This window comes from Flavobacterium caseinilyticum (genome assembly GCF_004349085.1).
GTDB lineage: Bacteria > Bacteroidota > Bacteroidia > Flavobacteriales > Flavobacteriaceae > Flavobacterium > Flavobacterium caseinilyticum.
This window is the reverse complement of sequence record NZ_SMFM01000007.1, coordinates 119245-141484: the sequence shown is the minus strand read 5'-3', so window position 1 is coordinate 141484 and position 22240 is coordinate 119245. Positions and strand designations below refer to the sequence as shown.

The following is a 22240-nucleotide window of genomic DNA, read 5'->3' as shown; positions in this document are numbered from 1 at the left end:
AAAAGTATAATTTTACATCTTTAATGCTTATTTTTGCATACAATAATTCAAAAATTTCCATGCACAAATATATCGATCAACTTAATGAAGCCCAACGCGAACCCGTTCTCCAAAAAGACGGACCCATGATAATTATTGCGGGTGCTGGTTCCGGTAAAACGAGGGTGTTGACCATTAGAATTGCTTATTTGATGAGTCAGGGTATCGATGCGTTCAGTATCTTATCTCTTACATTTACCAACAAGGCTGCCCGAGAAATGAAAAAACGAATCTCGGATATCGTAGGTGCCGGTGAGGCAAAAAATCTTTGGATGGGAACATTTCACTCGGTTTTTGCCCGAATTTTACGCTCGGAAGCCGAACATCTTGGGTATCCTTCCAACTTTACTATATATGATTCTCAGGATTCGTTGCGAGCCATTTCCGGAATTATCAAAGAAATGCAGTTGGACCGCGATGTGTACAAACCAAAACAGGTTTTAAGCCGTATTTCAAATTTCAAAAACAGTTTAATTACCGTAAAAGCCTATTTCAATAATCCGGAGATACAAGAAGCGGACGCGATGTCTAAAAAGCCTCGAATGGGTGAAATTTATCAAAATTATGTCGACCGCTGTTTCAAATCAGGGGCAATGGATTTTGATGATTTATTATTAAAAACCAATGAATTATTGACACGTTTTCCGGAAGTTCTGGCCAAATATCAAAACCGTTTTCGCTATATATTGGTAGATGAGTACCAAGATACTAATCACTCTCAGTATTTAATCGTGCGGGCTTTATCTGATAAATTTCAGAATATTTGTGTGGTTGGTGATGATGCGCAAAGTATCTATGCCTTTCGTGGTGCTAATATCAATAATATCCTAAATTTCCAGAAAGATTATGAAGGAGTGAAAACCTTTAGACTGGAACAAAATTATCGTTCTACAAAGAATATTGTTGAAGCGGCAAACACGATTATTGATAAAAATAAAGTAAAACTGGACAAAATAGTTTGGACTGCGAATGATTTTGGTCCAAAGATAAAAGTCCACCGCAGTTTAACAGATAATGAAGAAGGCCGATTTGTGGCAAGTACCATTTGGGAACAAAAAATGCAGAATCAGTTGCCTAATGGTGCTTTTGCTATTTTGTATCGTACCAATGCGCAATCCCGTGCGATGGAAGATGCGCTGAGAAAAAGAGATATTCCGTACCGAATTTATGGTGGACTGTCTTTTTACCAAAGAAAAGAAGTGAAAGATGTTTTGTGTTATTTGCGATTGGTTATTAATCCAAAAGATGAAGAAGCGTTGGTACGGGTGATTAATTATCCGGCACGTGGAATCGGGAATACAACGATCGAAAAACTGACTATTGCCGCCAATCACTACAAGCGTTCGATTTTTGAAGTAATGCAAAACATAGAACGAATTGATTTAAAACTGAATTCGGGAACTAAGCAAAAACTACTCGATTTTGTTACGATGATTCAGAGTTTTCAGGCTATAAATGAAAATCAGGATGCGTTTTATCTTGCTGATCATGTTGCCAAAAAAACAGGATTAATTCAGGAATTAAAGAAAGATGCTACTCCGGAAGGAATGGCTAAAATTCAGAATATTGAGGAGTTATTAAACGGTATTAAGGATTTCACGGACGGCCAAAAAGAAGTAGATGGAGCCCGTGGCGCCTTATCTGAATTTATGGAGGATGTGGCTCTGGCAACCGATTTAGACAAAGATACCAGTGATGAAGATCGTGTGGCATTGATGACCATTCACTTGGCAAAAGGATTGGAGTTTCCACATGTTTTTGTGGTAGGAATGGAAGAAGATTTGTTTCCAAGCGCCATGAGTATGAGCACCAGAAGTGAACTCGAAGAAGAACGCCGCTTGTTTTATGTGGCTTTAACCCGTGCTGAGCACCAAGCCTATTTGACGTATGCACAATCACGCTACCGTTGGGGAAAATTGACCGATAGCGAACCATCCCGTTTTATTGAGGAAATCGACAGTCAGTATTTGGAATATATGACACCTCCTGAAAATAATTACAGATACAAGCCAATGATTGATAGTGATATTTTTGGAGATGTGGATAAATCCAAATTGCGTCTTGCAAAACCAGCTAATGGAACTCCTCCGACAAAATATAGTTCAGATAATGAACCAAAAGCAGAGATAAATATTCGTAAATTGAAGCCTGTTAGCAATAATGTCGCTACAGGAAGTGCTAACTTATTTGATAACAAACTGGTTGCCGGTAATATAGTGATGCACGAACGTTTTGGAAAAGGTGAAGTTTTAAACCTTGAAGGAGTGGGAGCAGACAAAAAAGCCGAAATCAAATTTGAAGTTGGCGGAATAAAAAAATTGCTTTTGCGTTTTGCGAAATTGGATATTATTGGATAAAAAAAGTTTAAAGTTTCAGGTTCAACGTTGTCGCAAGATTGCAGAACCTGAAACTTTAAACCTAAAACTTTAAACAAAAAAAAATGGCTCAATTTATAAAAATATACGAAGACAAACCTAATGAAGCTGCAATCGCTAAAGTGGTTAAGGTTTTAAAAGAAGGTGGTTTAGTGATTTATCCAACGGATACAGTATACGGTTTGGGTTGTGATATTACCAATACCAAAGCGTTGGAACGCATTGCAAAGATCAAAGGAGTGAAGCTTGATAAAGCTAATTTTTCTTTTGTTTGCCATGATTTGAGTAATATCTCTGATTATGTTAGGCAAATAGACACATCAACTTTTAAAATCTTAAAAAGAGCTTTGCCGGGACCGTATACTTTTATTTTACCGGGAAATAATAACTTACCAAAGGAATTCAAAAAGAAAACGACTGTTGGAATCAGGGTTCCTGATAACACGATCGCTTTAGAAATTGTTAAGTTACTTGGGAATCCTATTGTTTCTACGTCAATTCATGATGAAGATGATGTGATAGAATACACCACTGATCCGGAACTTATTTTTGAGAAATGGCAAAATTTGGTTGATTTGGTTATTGATGGAGGTTACGGTGATAATATAGGATCTACAATAATTGATTTATCAGGTGATGAGCCAATTGTAGTTAGAGAAGGAAAAGGGAGTATAGATATTCTATAGGAAGTGTGCAGCGTCAATTCCCGATGAGCTGGAATTAGTGTTCAATAATAAACATAAAAAAACGTCCCGAATATCGGGACGTTTTTGTTTATGCAATCTAAAAAACAATCACTTTTTATGGTCTTTGTTTTTTCATTTCTTTTTCAATCATTTCATAGAACTGATCAATTTTAGGTAAAACTACAATACGAGTTCTTCTGTTACGAGATCTGTTTTCAGCAGAATCATTTGCAACTAAAGGAATATAAGAACTTCTTCCCGCTGCGATTAACTGCTCTGGTTTAACACCCAATTGATTCGTTAATACGCGGATGATAGAAGTGGAACGTTTCACACTTAAATCCCAGTTGTCTAATAAAACACCAGAACCATTGTAAGGAACGTTATCAGTATGACCTTCGACCATACATTCAAAATCCGGTTTGTCGTTCACTACTTTAGCGACTTTTGCCAAAACCATTTTAGCTCTGTCCGTCACATCGTAGCTTCCGCTTTTGAATAATAACTTATCAGCAATAGAAATGAAAACTACTCCTTTTTCAACATTTATTTCGATATCCGGATCAGATATTCCTACAGAACTTTTCAAGCTTGTCACTAATGCCAGTGTTACACTGTCTTTTTTAGTTAAAGCATCTTGCATTCTGCTTATTTTTAAATCTTTCTCTTTAATGGATTCTAAAGCTTTTTCGATATTTTGAGCTCCTTTAGTAGACAAGATTGTCATGTCCTTAGAGGTACTGATTAAACCTTGATTTTGCTCTTTCAAACCAGCTACAGTAGCAGAAAGTCCCGCTTTTTCTTCTAAACAAGAATTTAATTTTACAGTTGCTGTGTTTAGTAAATCTTGGGTTTCTTTGTTTCTAGCTTCTAATTGAGTGTATTTCTTTTTAGAAACACATGAAGTTAAAAGTGCCATTACTGATAAGGCAATTACGATTTTTCTCATAAATTTTTTACTTTAATTAAACGTGAATTACAAATTTAGTTTTTAATATTTAGTTTAGAGTCAAAAATAGCGTTAAATAATCTGATTTTTTTAATGAAATATAAAAAAACGATGCTTCTAATTTCATAGTACTTTTTATTTTGAAATTGCCCTCTTTTCTTGTAATTAGTGATAAAAAGTCTGTAAAAAGCACCATGAGCTTTCAATATTGCCCAAAAATGACTGAACTTTCCTTGTGTTAAAAATTGTATTGCCGCAATTCCGTCCAATATCATTCTGCCGAAAAGTATCGAATATAATTTTTCTTTCGGAAGGTTTTTAGTCAGCATCAACAAGGAATTTCTGAAATTTAAATACGTTTTCATCGGATGGCCTTGTTCTAAAGTGGCTCCGCCTACATGATAAACTACCGATTCAGAATTGTATTTTATTTTATAGCCTTTATTATAGGCACGCCAGCATAAATCAATTTCTTCCTGATGAGCAAAAAAATCATCGTCAAAACCATTTAATTCATTGTAAACTGAACTTCGGATAAAAAAGCAAGCTCCTGATGCCCAGAAAATCTCTCGTGAGTCATTGTATTGTCCATTATCTTTTTCTAAAGTATCGAAAATACGACCCCGACAAAAAGGATAACCATATTCATCAATAAATCCCCCGGCGGCACCAGCATATTCAAAGAATTCTTTTCGTTTATAATCTAATATCTTAGGTTGGATAATCGCCGTTTTTGGTTCATTTTCGAAAGTTTCAAGAATGGGTTTCAACCAATGCTCTGTTACTTCTATATCAGAATTCACTAAAGCATAAATATCAGCATTAACTTGTTTTAATGCTTCATTGTAACCACTTGCAAAACCAAGATTACTGTTATTTTTAATAATTGTAACCGATGGAAAAAAAGCTTTGATATAGGAAATAGAATCATCAGTCGAAGCATTGTCAGCAACATAAATTGTAGCTTCTGGAGAAAATTGTACAACCGACGGCAAAAATTTTTCCAGTAATAATATTCCATTCCAATTAAGTATGACAACTGCTATTCTCATTATGAAGCTTTGTTTTATAGACGATTTAGTTTGTAATCCGGTAATTCTTTCAGAAATTGATATTTTTCATTTTCAAAATCCATTTGGCAAAAGTAATGATTCAAACCATTAGTTACCATCAAGAAATTAGCTTTCATAGTCATGTTATAACGGGCAATTTGGTCAAAGGTTGCTTGTGCAATTTTTATTTCGGGTGCTTTGCATTCTACCAAAATGAAAATAGAACCATCCGGATTGAAAACCACGACATCGTATCTTTTGCGCAAGCCGTTGACTTTTAGTACTTTTTCGACATTAATTAAGGAGTGTGGATATTTTTTTTCTTCCAATAAAAATTGGACAACATGCTGTCTAACCCATTCTTCAGGAGTAAGAATGATAAATTTTTTCCTGATTGCATCAAAAATGGAGACTTTATTTTCGCTATTTTTGAACCGAAAGTTATAAAGTTGAAAATTGAGTTTTTGCATAAAGCAAAAGTATTAAATAAGTTTAAAATTTAAAGTTTAAAGTTTCATTTGAAGCAACAAACTTTAAACGTCAAACTTTAAACTAAAAGGAATGGACGAGGTTATAAAAATTGTAAATGATATAAAAAGTGGCAACATAAAACCCATTTATTTTTTGATGGGTGAAGAACCGTATTATATTGATAAATTATCGGATTATATTGAGGAAAAAGTCTTGTCTGAAGAGGAAAAAGGTTTTAATCAGACGGTTTTGTACGGAAGAGATGTGACTGTAGAAGATATTATTTCGACCGCCAAACGGTATCCGATGATGGCAGAGCGTCAAGTGGTCATTGTAAAAGAAGCCCAAGATTTAATCAGAACAATAGATAAAATCGAAAGTTATGCCGATAATCCAATGCCTACAACCGTTTTAGTTTTTTGCTATAAATACAAAACGTTGGATAAACGTAAAAAAGTAACGAAGTTATTGGCCAAAAACGGTGTTGTTTACGAAAGTAAAAAACTGTATGAAAACCAAGTAGGAGAGTGGATTAAACGTGTTTTGGCAGGCAAAAAATATGCAATTGAGCCTAAAGCAACGGCAATGCTGGTGGAATTCCTGGGAACTGATTTGAGTAAAATTAACAATGAACTCGAAAAGCTACAAATTATATTACCGCCAAACAGTACCATTACTCCAAAACATATTGAAGAAAACATAGGTTTTAGTAAAGATTTTAATGTCTTTGAATTGCGGAAAGCACTTGGAGAACGAAATCAATTAAAAGCCTATACCATTGCCGATAATTTCGCGCAAAATCCAAAAGATAATCCAATGGTCGTGACTACAAGTTTGGTTTTTGGTTTCTTTATTCAATTATTAAAATACCATGGTTTGAAAGATAAAAACCCCAAAAATGTGGCAGCGGTTTTAGGTGTAAATCCTTTTTTCATGAAAGAATACGATGTGGCACTGAAGAATTATCCAATGAAAAAAGTAAGTCAAATTGTGGGAGCTTTACGAGATATTGACGTAAAAAGCAAAGGTGTGGGAGCCAATGCCTTATCTCAATCTGATTTGTTACGAGAAATGCTTTATAAAATATTTAATTAAAGGACAAAAATTCCGATATTTGCAATCCCGTTCCGAGGGTTTGTAATCGGGTTATTAAAAAAACAAATCACCACAATTATGGCAATGAATAAAAACACTATTTTAGGATGGGCAACTTTAATAATGATTCTGATGGGACTACTCTTAATAGGATTAGGCGCTTTCCGGTATAGTGATGTTTCAGGATGGGGTTTTGCCGCCGTCGGTGTTGGATTCTTAGCGAATGCTTGGGTATTTAGTTCACTTAAAGGAAGACTGTAATAAATTAAAAAAAATAGATAATAACTAATTATCTAAAAGTATAATAATCTGAAAATCTATATAAAATGGCAGACGATAAAAAAGTAATATTCTCAATGTCAAAATTGAGTAAAACGTATCAAGGAGCAGATAAACCAGTACTTAAAAACATCTATTTAAGTTTCTTTTATGGAGCTAAAATTGGTATTTTGGGTTTAAATGGTTCTGGAAAATCCTCCTTATTGAAAATTATTGCCGGTGTTGACAAAAACTACCAAGGAGATGTAGTGTTTGCGCCGGGTTATACAGTAGGGTATTTAGAACAAGAACCTATTTTAGATGATAGCAAAACAGTTATCGAAATTGTAAGAGAGGGAGTTGCTGAAACAATGGCAGTTCTGGATGAATTCAATAAAATCAACGACAGTTTTGGTTTGCCGGAAGTCTATGAAAATGCTGATAAAATGGAGCAATTGATGGATCGTCAAGCGCTTTTACAAGATAAAATTGATGCGTTGGGCGCTTGGGAAATTGATACCAAACTGGAAATTGCCATGGATGCTCTGCGTACTCCGGAAGGCGATACACCAATTAAGAATTTATCTGGTGGTGAGCGTCGTCGTGTAGCTTTATGTCGTTTGTTGTTGCAACAACCTGACGTATTGCTTTTGGATGAGCCTACGAATCACTTGGATGCTGAAAGTGTTCTTTGGTTAGAACAACATTTAGCGCAATACGCCGGAACTGTAATTGCAGTAACGCACGATAGATATTTCTTGGATAATGTTGCCGGTTGGATTTTAGAATTGGATAGAGGAGAAGGTATTCCTTGGAAAGGGAATTATTCTTCTTGGTTGGATCAAAAATCAAGCCGTATGGCATTAGAAGAGAAAACAGCTTCTAAGCGAAGAAAGAATTTAGAACGTGAGTTGGACTGGGTTCGTCAAGGTGCCAAAGGTCGTCAAACGAAACAAAAAGCGCGTTTGCAGAACTACGATAAATTACTTAATGAAGACCAAAAACAATTGGATGAAAATCTGGAAATTTATATTCCAAATGGTCCGCGTTTAGGAACAAATGTAATTGAAGCCAAAAATGTTGCTAAAGCTTTTGGGGATAAATTGTTGTATGATAATTTAAATTTCACGTTACCGCAAGCAGGAATTGTTGGGATTATTGGACCAAACGGTGCTGGTAAATCAACAATTTTCAAAATGATAATGGGCGAAGAAAAGCCAGATTCAGGTGAGTTCTTAATTGGAGACACTGTAAAAATCGCTTATGTAGATCAAGCACACTCCAACATAAATCCGGACAAATCAATTTGGGAAAACTTCGCTGACGGTCAGGAATTGATCATGATGGGCGGAAAGCAAGTAAATTCAAGAGCTTATTTATCCCGATTTAATTTTGGTGGAGGAGAACAAAACAAGAAAGTTTCTATGCTTTCCGGAGGAGAACGTAACCGTTTGCACCTTGCGATGACTTTAAAAGAAGAAGGAAACGTACTTTTGCTGGATGAGCCTACGAATGATTTAGATATTAATACACTTCGTGCTTTAGAAGAAGGATTGGAAAGTTTTGCGGGTTGTGCGGTAGTTATTTCTCACGATAGATGGTTCCTGGACAGAATTTGTACACACATTTTAGCTTTCGAAGGAAACTCTGAAGTATATTATTTTGAAGGCGGTTTTTCTGATTATGAAGAGAACAAGAAAAAACGTCTGGGTGGTGATTTAACTCCAAAACGTTTGAAATACAGAAAGTTGATTAGAAGTTAATCTTTCTGACTAAAACTAAAATCAGCAAGAGGATGTCCATTTGGATATCCTCTTTTTTTGTGCTGTTATTTGATTTTTTTATCAGAATTCATCATAATAAAAACTGCGGCAACCAGTCCTATGATTACTAACCCGAATACAACAACCATTATAAAAGTTCCGTTATCCCAAGAAAAAAGTGTAGTGTCTTTCATAATTAATTAAGTTTTAAGATTGTCCAAATTTATACTTCTTGCAAAATAAAAGGTATGATAATTATCATGATTATTATTTTATTCTAAAAACTTAGCTTGAATTTCTTTAGTAGGAATCAGACAAGCTTCTTTTTTTCCATACCATTTGTAGCGGTTCTTAGCGATATAATCGTAAATATGGTTATTAAAAGAAGTGGGTAATATTGAAAATATTGAGGCAAAATGAAATATTCCTCCTAAATTTTTAGCAATTTCTAAAGCAGCTTCTGATTTGTAATAATAAGCAAAACCGGGCTGATACAAAATAATACTATCTGTTTTTTGTGTATCAATTCCCAAGTGTTGGATAATTTTTTGACCTAAATCAGATTGCAAAGCAACGAATCGGAAAATATCTTTTGCGTCATGTTTAATAATCATTTGTATTGCTGAATCACACAGATTACAAACGCCATCAAAGAGGATTATTTTTTTATCTTTAGGAATATTGAGCATAATTTAAAATTTAAAATTCAACATTTAAAATTATTAACGGAGTTGAAATTTATTTTCGTCTGAACACTCCTTACTTCTTCCCCGCTTCCACAAACTCCAGCGCTTCCAAACTTACTTTCGAAGTGAATACTCCGTAGTTTACCGTAGCTTTATTTTTTTCAATAGAATCAATCGTTCCCACAGCTTTTCCATCAAACATTCGCACGCGATCTCCTAATTTTAGAACTGGTTTTGGTTTTTCAACCACGACTTTCAATTTCTTCTCTTTCTTTTCTTTTCTGATTTCCTCCACCTGAACAGTCACTTCCTGAATAACTTCTTTTTTCTTTTCTATCAGTGCTTTCGACTCTTTGGTTGTCGCTTTTTTGCGTTTTGAATTTTCGATTTCAATGATTTTCAAAAATTCTCCAAGCAGTTCCTTCTTGTTCTTATTGTTGAAATATTTCTCTGAGATGTCTTCAATTTTTTGTCCAATGTAAATCGTTTTCTGGTTACTGTCATATAATTCCTGATAGCTTTCCAGTTTTTGTTTGATTTTTACATTAATGGTTTCCATTTTCTTTCCTTCCTCGCGTGCTTTGGTTTCCTCTTCCTTTAGTGTTTGTGAAGTTTTTTCCATTTTAGAACGCTCTTTTTGGAGAGTAGCAATCGTTTTATCGAAACGTACTTTTCCAACTTCAATTTTCTTTTTCGCCCGATTAATTAAGCTAAAAGGAATTCCGTTTTTCAATGCGACTTCAAACGTAAATGAGCTTCCCGCTTGTCCTAAAACTAATTTATACAAAGGCTCTAATGTTTTTTCATCAAAAAGCATATTGGCATTAGTGGCAAATGGCAATTCGTTAGCCAGAATTTTTAGGTTTGAATAATGCGTTGTAATAATCCCGAAAGCTTCCCGGTGGTAGAATTCTTCTAAGAAAATTTCAGCCAAGGCGCCTCCTAATTCTGGATCAGAACCGGTACCAAATTCATCAATTAAGAACATGGTTTTTTTATTGCACTTCTTTAAAAAGTAGTTCATGTTCTTTAATCGGTAACTGTATGTACTTAGATGATTTTCAATAGATTGATTGTCCCCAATATCCGTTAAAATCCTATCAAAAAGAAAGGTTTCACTGCGTTCGTGTACTGGAATCAGCATCCCGGATTGCAGCATTAATTGGAGTAATCCAACGGTTTTTAACGAAATGGTTTTCCCTCCCGCGTTAGGACCTGAAATCACAATGATTCTACTTTCCTGACTTAATTCAATAGTTTGCGGATGTGTAATTTCGTTTTTTAGTTTGTTGTTTAAAAACAAAATAGGATGATACGCATCTCTGAAATAAAGTCGGCGGTTTTCAGTAATGGTTGGTAAAATTCCATTGATTTTATTGGCATACTTTGCCTTTGCGGCAATGACATCAATATCACTTAGAAAATCTTGGTATTTGATTAAAAGCGGTAAAAAAGGACGAATATAATTGGATAATTGTTTTAATATACGGGTGATTTCTTCTTTTTCTTCGTATTCTAAATTGCTTAATTCCCGCGAATATTGTAAGGTAGCTTCGGGTTCAATGTAGGCAATGCTTCCTGTTTTGGAACTGCCTAAAATAGATCCTTTTACTTTGCGACGGTACATCGCTAAAACTGCTAAAACGCGTCTGTTTTGAACAAAACTTTCTTTGATATCGTCTAAATATCCCAGCGAATTGTATTGCGTCAATGCGGTTCCAAAACTTTGATTAACTTTTCCGCGAACAGCATTCATGCTACGTCGTATATTCAATAAATCTGGTGATGCATTGTCTTTAATTTCGCCATATTTATCGACTACTTCATCGACCATCGCAATGATTTCTTTGGTCAATTCAACTTGATTGGCCCTTGCATTTAAATTTGGATAATAATCCTCAAATTTTCTTAAAAAAGTCAAAAGGAAATTTACTGTTGAAGAAATAGTGGCAATCTTCCGAAAACTACCTACTTCCAGGAAACTGTCCTCAATAGCCAGGAATTTTATCTCATGAGTAATGGCATCAAAACCATGATTGGGAATAGCATTGTTATTTTGGAAAGACGAAACATATTCAGATGTTTGCATTAATGCTTGCATCAGTGTTTCCTTATCTTTAAATGGGGTTATTTCAAAGGCTTTTTGTTTTCCAATATCAGTATTGCAGATGGTCGAAATGGTTTCTAGAACAGTTGGAAATTGTAAATCTTGTAATGTTTTTTCGGTGATGGATATCATTTATAGTATAATGGATTTCAAGACAAAAATAGCTAATAATTAAGAGTATTTAACTGATTTTCACAAAGATTTAATGAATGTTTATTATCCTTTTTTGAATTCTAAAAAAGAATCTCTTTGTATCTTTGCTTTCTAATATTTAAGTATGCAAATGAATCTCAATCCCTCTTGGCAGTCCATTATATCAGACGAAATCAAGAAACCTTATTTTCCAGATTTAATGGAAACTGTTGATGAGGAGTATAAAAATCACAGTTGTTATCCTCCGAAAGAATTGGTTTTTGCTGCATTTAATTATTGCAATTTCAAAGACGTAAAAGTGGTTGTTATTGGTCAGGATCCGTATCATGGGAAAGGCGAAGCCAATGGTTTGTGTTTCTCAGTGAATGATGGAGTGCGAATTCCGCCATCGTTACGCAATATTTTTCGTGAAATGGGTGATGATTTAGGGACTATTTTTATGCCTCCTTCCGGGAATTTAGAAGCTTGGGCAAAGCAAGGTGTTTTATTGTTGAATGCCTCGTTGACCGTAAGAGAAGACAGTCCAAATAGTCATAAACACTTGAAATGGAGTATTCTCACTGATACTGTAATCCAAAAAATTTCCGAAGAAAAAGAGCATGTTGTTTTCTTGCTTTGGGGGAATTTCGCCCATAAAAAAGGACTCAAAATAGATCGAACAAAACATCTGGTTTTAGAATCCGGGCATCCTTCGCCTATGAGTGCCAATCAAGGAAAATGGTTTGGCAATAAACATTTCAGCAAAACGAATGCGTATTTAAAACAAAATGGATTACAATTAATCAATTGGATTTCAAAAGATTAAATATTTTGTATAAAAATGTAAATACTTTATTTGCAGATTTTCTGCGTGAGTGATGGCAGTGGAGCTCTTTTTTTGAGAGGCGTTTCAGCCTTTTAAAAAAAAAGAGGGAACGTACAGCACGACCCGAAGTTTTTACGAAGGGTCACGCCCAAATAAAAATACTGATTTTATAACTATTCGAAAAGAAATAGCACTATTAAAAAATATTACCTTTTTATAATATCTTCAAGGACAGCTTTGTCCGAATAATTAATTACTTTTAGAGTAACCTCTTGGTTTTTGATCGTTTTACCTTCAATGATGTACAGTTTTCCTTTTTTTAGTTCGATATTACTTTGGTCAAAATCTACATCACCATATTGTAATGTATTTTTAATATCGGCGGTGTCAATCCATTTTTCAGCTAAAATCACAGAAGCTTTATCGGAATAATAAAATGGTTTGTTTCTTAAATCATTTAAAACTCTTGCATTTGGAAAATAGTTACAGCGGGTGTCTTTACCACTAAAAACTAACGCTACAAAAAACAGTCCTATTACTAAACCTACCAAATAATAGGCAAAACGATGTATAAACTTCATGAATTAAATTTTTTGCAAAGGTAGAAGAAAGTTTTCTTAAAAAACAATTAAATTGATGTCGTTATAAGGTAGATCAAACCATTCGCCGATAGAACTATTTGTAAGGATTCCGTGGTACATGTAAACGCCATTTTTCAGTCCTTTATCACAACGGATAGCGCTTTCGATACCGCCATCTTCGGCAATTTTCATCAGGTAAGGCGATATAATGTTACTTATGGAAAGCGAAGCCGTTTTAGAATATCTGGAAGGAATGTTGGGTACACAATAATGCACCACATTGTTTTTGACGAAGGTAGGTTTTTCATGTGAAGTTACTTCAGAAGTTTCAAAACAACCACCGGTATCAATACTGACATCAACGATTACGGCTCCGTGCTTCATGTGTTCCACCATTGTCTCGGTAACAATTACAGGACAACGATCTTTTCCTCGCATTGCCCCAATGGCCACATCACATCGCCTTAGGGCTTTTAGCAAAGATTTTGGCTGTATTGTGGAAGTGAAAATTCGTTGGTTCAAATTATTCTGTAAACGGCGGAGTTTGGTAATGGAGTTATCGAAAACTTTGACACTGGCACCTAAACCTATAGCAGTTTTAGCAGCAAATTCGCCGACGGTTCCTGCGCCCAAAATGACTACATCGGTTGGCGGAACGCCTGTAATATTCCCAAACAGTAATCCTTTTCCAGATTCATTGGTAATCATTAATTCAGCAGCAATCAAAATCGATGCGGTTCCGGCAATTTCGCTCAAGGATTTAACAGCAGGGTATGTACCATCTTCATCCTTAATGTATTCAAAAGCCAGTGCGATAATCTTCTTTTTGGTCAAAGCCTCGAAATATGCTTTTTTTCTGGTTTTCAACTGAATTGCGGACAGCAAAATCGTTTGCGGATTCATCATTGCAATTTCTGCTAATGTTGCTGGCTCAACCTTCAGGATCATTGGACAACTTAATACCTTTTTGGTGTCCTTGGTAACTTCGGCACCGGCATCAGAATATTCTTTATCAGTATAACTGGAACTCAAACCCGCTCCTGATTCAATCATTACACGATGACCATGAAAGGTTAATGAATTTACGGCATCAGGAGTCAGACAAATTCGACGTTCTTGAAAACTGGTTTCTTTTGGGATACCAATAAAAAGTTCACTTTTTTGTCTTGTTATTTCAAGCTTTTCTTCTTGAGGTAACAACTGCTGTTTAGTAAATGGGGTTATTGTTATTGACATTAGTGCTGTAAAGTTTAAGCGGACAATTTACGTAAAAAGTTTTAAAAAAAGCGTGTTTAAAAGCCTAATGCACAATCGAAGATCTTATTTGAGAAGCGCTGATGACTTTTTCCATTTTTATATCGGCTCTTTCATAAACACCATCCTCCAAAGGTATTTCTAAAAAACCAAACTTTTTATATAAATGAATGGCAGAAAGCAGCCTTGTATTCGAATATAAAATAAGTTTTTCAATTCCTTTTGCCTCGGCAACTGCAAAGCAGTGAAGCAACAGTTTTTGGCCAATTCCCATTCCTTGCACACCATCAGTTACGGCCATCTTACTCAATTCAAATGTTGTACTGTCTATTTTTATTAACGAAACGGTGCCAACAATCTTACTGTCATATTTTGCATAAAAAATCATTCCGCCTTTGTCAATAATTTCCTCTTTTGGATTTGATAAAACAATTTCGTCTTTAGGCTCTACTCTGAAATATTGTTTAAGCCATTCCAGATTCAAGGTTTTTATCGGGGCTGATAAATCAGCCGAAAATGGGACAATTTCTACAATCTTTTCTAAATTCATGATTCGTTTAACTTAATTGTAAAGAACGTTTTCCATCATCAAGCAGCGTAATAGTGATAACAGAATGGGTTTGTGGAATCAAATTTGGAATCTTCTCCGCCCATTCAATAAAACACCAATTGCCGGAATACAAATAATCATCAATACCCATGTCCAGGGCTTCCACTTCATCATTTAATCTGTAAAAATCAAAGTGATAAACTAATTGATTGTCATCGGCTTCGTATTCATTAACTAAAGAAAAGGTTGGACTGCTTGTTGCACCGGTTACGCCAAGCGATTTGCACAATTGCTTTATTAAAGTTGTTTTACCAACGCCCATTTCTCCGTGAAAAAGAATCACTTTTTTGGGATTTTGGGCTAGAATTTGTTTGGCTACTTCTTCGAGCTGGTCGATAGAAAAAATGCTATTCATTCTTTTTTATTTGTTTTAAATTTAAAAGTTCTCGTCCGAAAACCGAAAACTGAGACTGAAAATTTCCTATTTGGGGTTAAAAATTAAAAACGGAATAATCATTTCTTCCAACGAAATTCCTCCGTGCTGATACGTGTTTTTATAATAACTCACATAATGATTGAAATTGTTTACATAAGCCAAAAACAAATCATTTTTTGCAAAAATATAAGAACTGCTCATATTTATTGTTGGTAAACCTATATTTTTTGGTTCTTTCACAGCATAAACATCTTTTTGTTCGTAGGTCAAACTGCGTCCGGTTTTGTAACGTAAATTCAAGCTAGTGTTTTTATCACCAACAACTTTCGAAGGATTTTTTACGTTTATGGTTCCGTGATCCGTCGTCAAAATTAATTTGAAACCTAATTTTTGTGCCTGTTGAATAATCTCCAAAAGAGGAGAGTTTTTAAACCAACTCAATGTAAGCGAGCGATACGCTTTATCATCAGAGGCAAGCTCTTTCACAACATCCATCTCCGTTTTTGCATGCGAAAGCATGTCTACAAAATTGTAAACAACGGTCACTAAATCATTATTTTTCAAAGTCTTAAAATTATCTACTAACTTTTTTCCTCCTGCTAAATTGGTTATCTTAAAATAATCTTCTTTGATATTTAATCCTAATCGCTTTAATTGTGCCGATAAAAACTCCGCTTCGTACAAGTTTTTCCCTCCTTCCTCGGGATCGTTTTTCCAATACTGCGGAAACTGCTTTTCCATTTCAAGCGGCGTCAAACCGGAAAAAATAGCATTTCGGGCATACTGAGTTGCGGTTGGTAAAATGGCGTAATAGGGCACTTCCTTTTCCAATTTGTAATAATTTACTACAACACTTTCAAAGGTTTTCCATTGATCGTAACGCAAATTATCGATCACTACAAATAAAATTGGCTTGTCTTTTTTTACAATTTCGGGAACCACTAATTCCCGAAACAAAGTATGTGATTGAATAGGCTTATCCGCTTTTGGCTTAAACCAATCTTCATAATTGCGTTCTATAAATTTTCCAAACTGCGAATTGGCTTCTGTTTTTTGGGATTCCAGAATTTCGACCATACTTTGATCGTTGATATTTTCCAATTCAAGTTCCCAAAAAATCAATTTTTTGTACAATTCAATCCAGTCTTCATAAGAATTTACCATCGCCATTTCCTGGGTGATTTTTCGAAATTCCTTCTGATAATCCAAAGTTGTTTTTTGCGAAATCAATCGGGAATGATCCAGATTTTTCTTCAGGCTTAACAAAATTTGATGCGGATTTACTGGTTTGATCAAATAATCGGCAATTTTTGAACCGATAGCTTCCTCCATGATATATTCTTCCTCGCTTTTGGTAATCATAATCATCGGAACTGAGGATTTTTTCTCCTTCATTTCGGACAGCGTTTCCAAGCCGCTCATTCCGGGCATATTTTCATCCAAAAAAACAATATCAAAATTATTTTCGTCAAAAATATCAATTGCATCACGTCCGTTATTGCAGGTTGTCACCTCGTAATTTTTCTTTTCCAGAAATAATATATGTGGTTTCAGAAGGTCGATTTCATCATCCACCCAAAGTATTTTTATTTTATCCATAGGTTGTATAAACTAGTATTCAAAAGTACTAAATCAACTGCCAATTTACTCCTTTTTATAACGGTTAGCTGCTAATATTATGATAATTTTTACACATTTGCGCTACATTTTATAAAACTGAAATCCGTCTTAGTTTTGGTTTAGTTTTGTTTTTGGGTGTGACCCATCCTCCGTAAACTCCGTCCGGGTCGGGCTTTACGCTGTATCCACGCTAAAAAGCGCGGGATGCCGCTTCTATCCCTCACGCAGTTACGAGAATAATTAGGGTTTATAACTTAGTTTGAGATGAAAAGTTGTCTGATAACTTAATCGGATTCTACTATTTGTAATGAATTTATTATATATTTGGTATTCTTTTATTTTTCCAAATTTATTAGTCACAAAAAAATAGTCATGAAAAAACTAATTTTAGTATTATTTATTATGGCAACTTTAAGTTGTACATCTCAAAAATTTGAAGCAAAAAGAGTAAACAATTTTGAAATAAATAATTTAATTGGAAATATAACCGCTTTCAAAACATACACGTTAACTGATAATATCGTCAAAATAGTTATTATTAAGAACCTAGCAGGAAGTGCGAAAAATAAAGAATCAGGTGAAGTTTCAAATAATATGTATATATCAAAGTGCGAATTTGGAGAACTTCCAATTTGTAAATTACAGTTATTGGAGGATTTAATCAATATAAATATTGAAAAAGTGTACGAAGATAAAACAAACATCAAAATTGATATTACATCTGGAAATTACAATCAACGGAAATCAAATACAATTTTAATCTCAATGCCATAATGTATTTAATTCTTTATAAATTTTTGCATGAAAAATGGCTGTCCGAAAAGTAAATTTCGAACAGTTTTTTTTATACTGATTTTTATTAAATACTAAAACAACGTTTGATCAGTCCGATTTCAAGCCCAATTCCGTTCATTAGCAAGAACTGTCCGTATTGAATTTAATTAATTTCAAAAGATTATTGGTCCCGCTGGTTCCAGCTTATAACTCATACCTGTAAACAATAGTAGAATATTATAAATGAGCATAAAATATAGGTTTGGGGTGAAATCTGGTATTTATTTTATAAGTTTCGCTGCGTAAAATAAATCTTTAGGATTTGTATAATTAAATTTGGAACAACTGTCAAATTAAAAACTTAATTCAAATGTTAGACAAAAAACACTACGCAAACGGCCAAATCGCCCATGAATTAATTGGAGAGCAATTGACTTACTTTTTCAAAAACGGAAAAGTGAAAGCAAAAGGCACTTTTATCAATGGCTTGATGGAGGGCGAGTGGATCTTTTATCGGGAAACCGGGCAACTTTGGCAAATCGGAAATTTCAAAAACAGCACCAAAAACGGGTCATTTATCAGGTATAATAAAAACGACGAAGTGGAATATCAAGAGACTTTTGAAAACGATAAAATCATTAAAAACAAAAAATAAAAATTCATTGAACTATACATTTTATTTTTAGCAATATGTGCTATACCATCGGCGGTAATTATAAACTCTAATTTCCATATATTTGTTGTCCAAAAAATAATGTTAAAGTGAGTCAAATCAATAAGCTAAAAATATTCAATGATCCCATTTATGGGTTTATTACGATTCCAAATGCCTTAATCTACGATTTAGTCCAGCATCCTTATTTTCAACGTTTGCGCCGAATTTCACAAATGGGTCTGTCCTATTTAGTATATCCGGGCGCGAATCACACCAGATTTCATCACGCTTTAGGCTGCATGCATTTGATGCAGGAAGCAGTTGATGTTTTGAGATTCAAAGGTGTTCTAATTTCACCAGAGGAGGAAAATGCGCTATATATTGCTATTTTACTGCATGATATTGGTCATGGGCCTTTTTCGCATGCTATGGAAAAAAGCATTGTGGAGGATGTCCATCATGAAGAAATTTCGTTATTATTTATGAACCAACTCAATGTGGAGTTCAACGGTCAGTTGAATCTCGCAATTCAAATTTTTAAGGGAGAATACCACAGGAAATTTATGTTGCAACTGATTTCCAGTCAATTGGATATGGATCGGATGGATTACTTGAAAAGAGACAGTTTTTACTCGGGCGTTGCTGAGGGGAATGTCAATTCAGAGCGACTGATTCAAATGATGAATGTGGTTGATGATTCTCTGGTCATTGAAGAAAAAGGGATTTATTCAGTAGAGAAATTTTTGATGTCTCGTCGATTGATGTACTGGCAGGTTTATTTGCACAAAACGAGTTTAGTGGCGGAATTGATTTTGATGAAAATCTTAAAACGCGCGAAAGAGTTAACGCTGAAAGGGATAGATTTACCTTGCAGTAAACCGCTTTTGTTTTTTATGCAAAACAAAATAACATTAGCTAGTTTTGATGCTCAAACCTTGGATTTATTTGGTCAGTTAGATGATTTTGATATTATCGGAGCTTTGAAAGCATGGCAAAAACAGGATGATTTTATTTTATCTTCTTTAAGTAAAATGATTGTAAATCGTGATTTATTAAAAATAAAACTGACCAGTGAAAAGGTGTTATTTGAGGAATTACAACCCTTGAAAGAACGCTTTTCATTGGAAAACAACATTTCGGTAGCGGATACAAATTATTTTATTTTTAAAGGCAAAATCAAAAATCAGGCATACAGTAAAGAAGCGGAACCTATACATATTTTGAAAAAAGACGGTACGATTGAGGACGTAGTTGAATCTTCGGATCAGCTTAATTTAAAATCATTATCTAAATTGGTGACCAAATATTACATTTGTTTCCCAAAACAACTGTTATAAAAATACCATTTAAAATCTATTTTTTTATATTTTTGTCGCAATGAAACGAGCCAACCCCTTTTTTTTTAATTTAAAGAGAACTTTACACAACAAGTTCCATCTTATACCTTTTAAAAATACAATCCGATAAGATGAAATTTACAGCAGAACAAATAGCAGGGATTTTAGAAGGAGAAGTTGTCGGGAATCCCATGGCTGAAGTTTTTAGATTGTCAAAAATCGAGGAAGGTGCTGAGGGTTCACTTACTTTTTTATCAAATCCTAAATATCTTAATTTTATATATTCGACAAAAGCTTCTGTAACAATTGTTAATGAAACTTTTGAGCCAGAATCACCACTGACTACAACATTAATAAAAGTAAAGGATGCGTATGCCGCATTTTCTAAATTATTAGAGTTTTACAATCAGGTGAAGTTGAATAAAAGTGGCATCGAACAGCCTTCTTTTCTTTCACAAAGCGTAAAATACGGAGATAATTTATACCTTGGTAGCTTTAGTTATGTAGGACAGAATGTAGTTCTGGGCGAAAATGTAAAGATATATCCCAATTGTTTCGTTGGCGACAATGTGATTATTGGGGATAATGTGATATTATTCGCTGGCGCAAAAATCTATTCAGAGACGGAAATTGGGAATAATTGTACAATACATTCTGGAGCTATTATCGGCGCTGATGGTTTTGGTTTTGCACCAAATCCAGACGGAACGTATACCAAGATTCCACAAATAGGAAATGTAATTATCGAAGATAATGTAGATATAGGTTCTTGTACCACAATTGACAGGGCTACGATGGGTTCTACCATCATCAGAAAAGGAGTAAAGCTGGACAATCAAATTCAGATTGCCCATAATGTTGAAATAGGGGAAAATACCGTAATCGCTGCACAAACGGGAGTTGCTGGTTCGACTAAAATTGGACAAAACGGAATGATTGGCGGCCAAGTTGGAATTTCGGGACATTTAACCATTGGAAATAATGTTAGAATTCAGGCGCAATCTGGTGTAGGCAGAAATATAAAGGATGATGAAATCTTACAAGGAAGCCCTACATTTGGATACAATGATTTTAGTAAATCGTATGTTCATTTTAAGAACTTGCCTAAAATTGTTGCAGAAATAGAAGAATTAAAAAAACAAATACTAAACCAAAAAAATGGATACAATGGTTAAACAGAAGACTATAAAAACAGAAATCTCGCTAACTGGAGTTGGACTACACACCGGTAAAGAGGTAAAAATGACTTTTAAACCTGCTCCAGTGAATAACGGTTTTACTTTTGTTCGAGTCGATCTGGAAGGACAACCTATTATTGAAGCAGATGCCAATTATGTAGTAAATACGCAGAGAGGAACCAATTTAGAAAAGCTTGGTGTTAAAATTCAAACTCCGGAGCATGTTTTGGCTGCGCTGACTGGTTGTGATTTAGATAATGTAATAATTGAACTAAATGCTTCAGAGCTTCCTATTATGGATGGTTCTTCTAAATATTTTGTTCAAGCGCTTGAAAACGCTGGATTCGAAGAGCAAAATGCGAAAAGGAACGTTTATGTGGTTAAAGAAGTTATTTCTTTTACCGATGAAGCATCCGGAAGTGAAATTTTAGTGATGCCAAGTGATCATTACTGTGTAACTGCTATGGTTGATTTTGGTACTAAAATTTTAGGAACTCAGAATGCAAATATGAAAAGTATTGCTGATTTCAAAACTGAAATATCAGAGTCCAGAACCTTTAGCTTTTTACACGAATTGGAATCTCTTTTAGAAAATGGATTGATAAAAGGAGGCGATTTGAACAATGCTATTGTTTATGTAGATAAAGAAATTTCAGCTTCTACGATGGAGCATTTAAAAATTGCTTTTGGAAAAGATGAAATTACGGTTAAACCTAATGGAATTTTAGACAACCTTACGTTGCATTATCCAAATGAAGCGGCAAGACACAAACTGCTTGATGTGGTGGGTGATTTAGCTTTAATTGGCACAAGAATTCAAGGAAAAGTAATTGCCAATAAACCGGGACATTTCGTGAATACTCAGTTTGCCAAAAAAATGGCGAAAATCATAAAAATAGAACAAAGAAATTACGTCCCTGTTTATGATTTGAACCAAGAGCCTTTGATGGATATTCATAAAATCATGGCAGTTCTTCCTCACAGACCACCGTTTTTATTGATTGACAGAATTATTGAAATGTCTGAAACCCATGTTGTGGGAATGAAAAATGTTACGATGAATGAAAATTTCTTCGTAGGTCATTTTCCCGAAGCTCCAGTGATGCCAGGTGTATTAATTGTGGAAGCGATGGCTCAAACGGGAGGAATCTTGGTATTGAGTACTGTTCCGGATCCTGAAAATTATTTGACTTATTTTATGAAAATTGATAATGTCAAATTCAAACATAAAGTGTTGCCAGGAGATACTTTAATTTTTAAATGTGATTTAATAACGCCTATCAGAAGAGGAATTTGCCACATGCAAGCAAATGCTTACGCAAATGGAAAACTCGTTGCTGAAGCGGAATTAATGGCGCAAATTGCAAAAAAACAGTAATTTTTTTGTTGATCTGATTAACCGATTGTTCGGTTAAT

General features: G+C 34.5%; 22 protein-coding genes. 11 read left to right on the top strand and 11 right to left on the bottom strand.

Going from position 1 to position 22240, the window contains the following annotated elements:
• The first annotated feature begins 59 nt into the window (after window positions 1–59).
• Both E0F89_RS13740 and E0F89_RS13735 read left to right on the top strand, forming a co-directional pair.
• Entirely contained in the window at window positions 60–2396 is a 2337-nt protein-coding gene (locus E0F89_RS13740; protein ID WP_131910347.1) for an ATP-dependent helicase, read from the top strand.
• A gap of 83 nt (window positions 2397–2479) precedes the next feature.
• Window positions 2480–3100: an L-threonylcarbamoyladenylate synthase gene (locus E0F89_RS13735; RefSeq protein ID WP_131910346.1), complete on the top strand. Its 621-nt coding sequence runs from the start codon at window positions 2480–2482 to the stop codon at window positions 3098–3100.
• A 115-nt stretch (window positions 3101–3215) separates the two neighbouring features.
• Here the strand turns inward: E0F89_RS13735 and E0F89_RS13730 are convergent, their stop codons facing one another.
• Genes E0F89_RS13730 through E0F89_RS13720 form a run of 3 tightly spaced genes read right to left on the bottom strand, consistent with a single transcriptional unit; the run spans window position 3216 to window position 5571 of the window.
• Window positions 3216–4049, bottom strand: coding sequence for an OmpA/MotB family protein (locus E0F89_RS13730; protein ID WP_131910345.1), 834 nt, complete (start codon window positions 4047–4049; stop codon window positions 3216–3218).
• A gap of 35 nt (window positions 4050–4084) precedes the next feature.
• Window positions 4085–5104 carry a glycosyltransferase family 2 protein gene (locus tag E0F89_RS13725; protein ID WP_165930036.1) on the bottom strand — a complete coding sequence of 340 codons (1020 nt, stop codon included), beginning with the start codon at window positions 5102–5104 and terminating at the stop codon, window positions 4085–4087.
• 11 nt (window positions 5105–5115) lie between these two features.
• On the bottom strand, window positions 5116–5571 hold the full coding sequence (locus tag E0F89_RS13720) for a type I restriction enzyme HsdR N-terminal domain-containing protein (RefSeq protein WP_131910343.1): 456 nt from the start codon (window positions 5569–5571) through the stop codon (window positions 5116–5118).
• A 91-nt stretch (window positions 5572–5662) separates the two neighbouring features.
• On the opposite strand from E0F89_RS13720, the gene holA reads away from it, so the two are divergent.
• From holA to ettA, 3 genes are all read left to right on the top strand, one after another.
• Window positions 5663–6667, top strand: a complete 1005-nt coding sequence (holA, locus tag E0F89_RS13715; protein WP_131910342.1) for a DNA polymerase III subunit delta — start codon at window positions 5663–5665, stop codon at window positions 6665–6667.
• A gap of 78 nt (window positions 6668–6745) precedes the next feature.
• On the top strand, window positions 6746–6928 hold the full coding sequence (locus E0F89_RS13710; RefSeq protein WP_131910341.1) for a CAL67264 family membrane protein: 183 nt from the start codon (window positions 6746–6748) through the stop codon (window positions 6926–6928).
• A 65-nt stretch (window positions 6929–6993) separates the two neighbouring features.
• Window positions 6994–8688, top strand: coding sequence for an energy-dependent translational throttle protein EttA (gene ettA, locus E0F89_RS13705; RefSeq protein WP_131910340.1), 1695 nt, complete (start codon window positions 6994–6996; stop codon window positions 8686–8688).
• Between the two features lie 65 nt (window positions 8689–8753).
• On the opposite strand, the gene E0F89_RS17475 is transcribed toward ettA, so the two are convergent.
• From E0F89_RS17475 to E0F89_RS13695, 3 genes are all read right to left on the bottom strand, one after another.
• Window positions 8754–8882 carry a hypothetical protein gene (locus E0F89_RS17475; protein ID WP_262709546.1) on the bottom strand — a complete coding sequence of 43 codons (129 nt, stop codon included), beginning with the start codon at window positions 8880–8882 and terminating at the stop codon, window positions 8754–8756.
• A 78-nt stretch (window positions 8883–8960) separates the two neighbouring features.
• Window positions 8961–9377 (bottom strand): thiol-disulfide oxidoreductase DCC family protein, encoded by a 417-nt coding sequence (locus E0F89_RS13700; RefSeq protein ID WP_131910339.1) that lies wholly within the window; start codon window positions 9375–9377, stop codon window positions 8961–8963.
• A gap of 70 nt (window positions 9378–9447) precedes the next feature.
• Complete coding sequence (locus E0F89_RS13695; RefSeq protein ID WP_131910338.1) at window positions 9448–11613, bottom strand: endonuclease MutS2; 2166 nt, start codon at window positions 11611–11613, stop codon at window positions 9448–9450.
• A 145-nt stretch (window positions 11614–11758) separates the two neighbouring features.
• Between E0F89_RS13695 and ung the strand changes: the two genes are divergently transcribed.
• Window positions 11759–12439, top strand: a complete 681-nt coding sequence (ung, locus tag E0F89_RS13690) for a uracil-DNA glycosylase (RefSeq protein ID WP_131910337.1) — start codon at window positions 11759–11761, stop codon at window positions 12437–12439.
• Between the two features lie 206 nt (window positions 12440–12645).
• On the opposite strand, the gene E0F89_RS13685 is transcribed toward ung, so the two are convergent.
• From E0F89_RS13685 to porX, 5 genes are all read right to left on the bottom strand, one after another.
• Window positions 12646–13020 carry a DUF4258 domain-containing protein gene (locus E0F89_RS13685; protein WP_131910336.1) on the bottom strand — a complete coding sequence of 125 codons (375 nt, stop codon included), beginning with the start codon at window positions 13018–13020 and terminating at the stop codon, window positions 12646–12648.
• A gap of 36 nt (window positions 13021–13056) precedes the next feature.
• A complete protein-coding gene (locus tag E0F89_RS13680) occupies window positions 13057–14256 on the bottom strand; it encodes an alanine dehydrogenase (protein ID WP_165930034.1) in 1200 nt (399 codons plus the stop codon).
• A 64-nt stretch (window positions 14257–14320) separates the two neighbouring features.
• Window positions 14321–14824 carry a GNAT family N-acetyltransferase gene (locus tag E0F89_RS13675; protein ID WP_131910335.1) on the bottom strand — a complete coding sequence of 168 codons (504 nt, stop codon included), beginning with the start codon at window positions 14822–14824 and terminating at the stop codon, window positions 14321–14323.
• Between the two features lie 7 nt (window positions 14825–14831).
• Window positions 14832–15239 carry a tRNA (adenosine(37)-N6)-threonylcarbamoyltransferase complex ATPase subunit type 1 TsaE gene (gene tsaE, locus E0F89_RS13670; RefSeq protein WP_131910334.1) on the bottom strand — a complete coding sequence of 136 codons (408 nt, stop codon included), beginning with the start codon at window positions 15237–15239 and terminating at the stop codon, window positions 14832–14834.
• Window positions 15240–15305: 66 nt separating this feature from the next.
• Window positions 15306–16859, bottom strand: a complete 1554-nt coding sequence (gene porX, locus E0F89_RS13665; protein ID WP_131910333.1) for a T9SS response regulator signal transducer PorX — start codon at window positions 16857–16859, stop codon at window positions 15306–15308.
• Window positions 16860–17252: 393 nt separating this feature from the next.
• Between porX and E0F89_RS13660 the strand changes: the two genes are divergently transcribed.
• The 5 genes from E0F89_RS13660 (at window position 17253) to E0F89_RS13640 (ending at window position 22202) form a co-directional block, all read left to right on the top strand.
• Window positions 17253–17654, top strand: coding sequence for a hypothetical protein (locus E0F89_RS13660; protein WP_131910332.1), 402 nt, complete (start codon window positions 17253–17255; stop codon window positions 17652–17654).
• Window positions 17655–18024: 370 nt separating this feature from the next.
• A complete protein-coding gene (locus E0F89_RS13655) occupies window positions 18025–18309 on the top strand; it encodes a toxin-antitoxin system YwqK family antitoxin (RefSeq protein WP_131910331.1) in 285 nt (94 codons plus the stop codon).
• Window positions 18310–18416: 107 nt separating this feature from the next.
• Window positions 18417–19646, top strand: a complete 1230-nt coding sequence (locus E0F89_RS13650) for an HD domain-containing protein (protein ID WP_131910330.1) — start codon at window positions 18417–18419, stop codon at window positions 19644–19646.
• Window positions 19647–19777: 131 nt separating this feature from the next.
• Window positions 19778–20821: a UDP-3-O-(3-hydroxymyristoyl)glucosamine N-acyltransferase gene (lpxD, locus tag E0F89_RS13645; protein WP_131910329.1), complete on the top strand. Its 1044-nt coding sequence runs from the start codon at window positions 19778–19780 to the stop codon at window positions 20819–20821.
• On the top strand, window positions 20814–22202 hold the full coding sequence (locus E0F89_RS13640; protein WP_131910384.1) for a bifunctional UDP-3-O-[3-hydroxymyristoyl] N-acetylglucosamine deacetylase/3-hydroxyacyl-ACP dehydratase: 1389 nt from the start codon (window positions 20814–20816) through the stop codon (window positions 22200–22202). Before lpxD ends, E0F89_RS13640 begins: the two co-directional genes overlap by 8 nt.
• Window positions 22203–22240 lie beyond the last annotated feature (38 nt).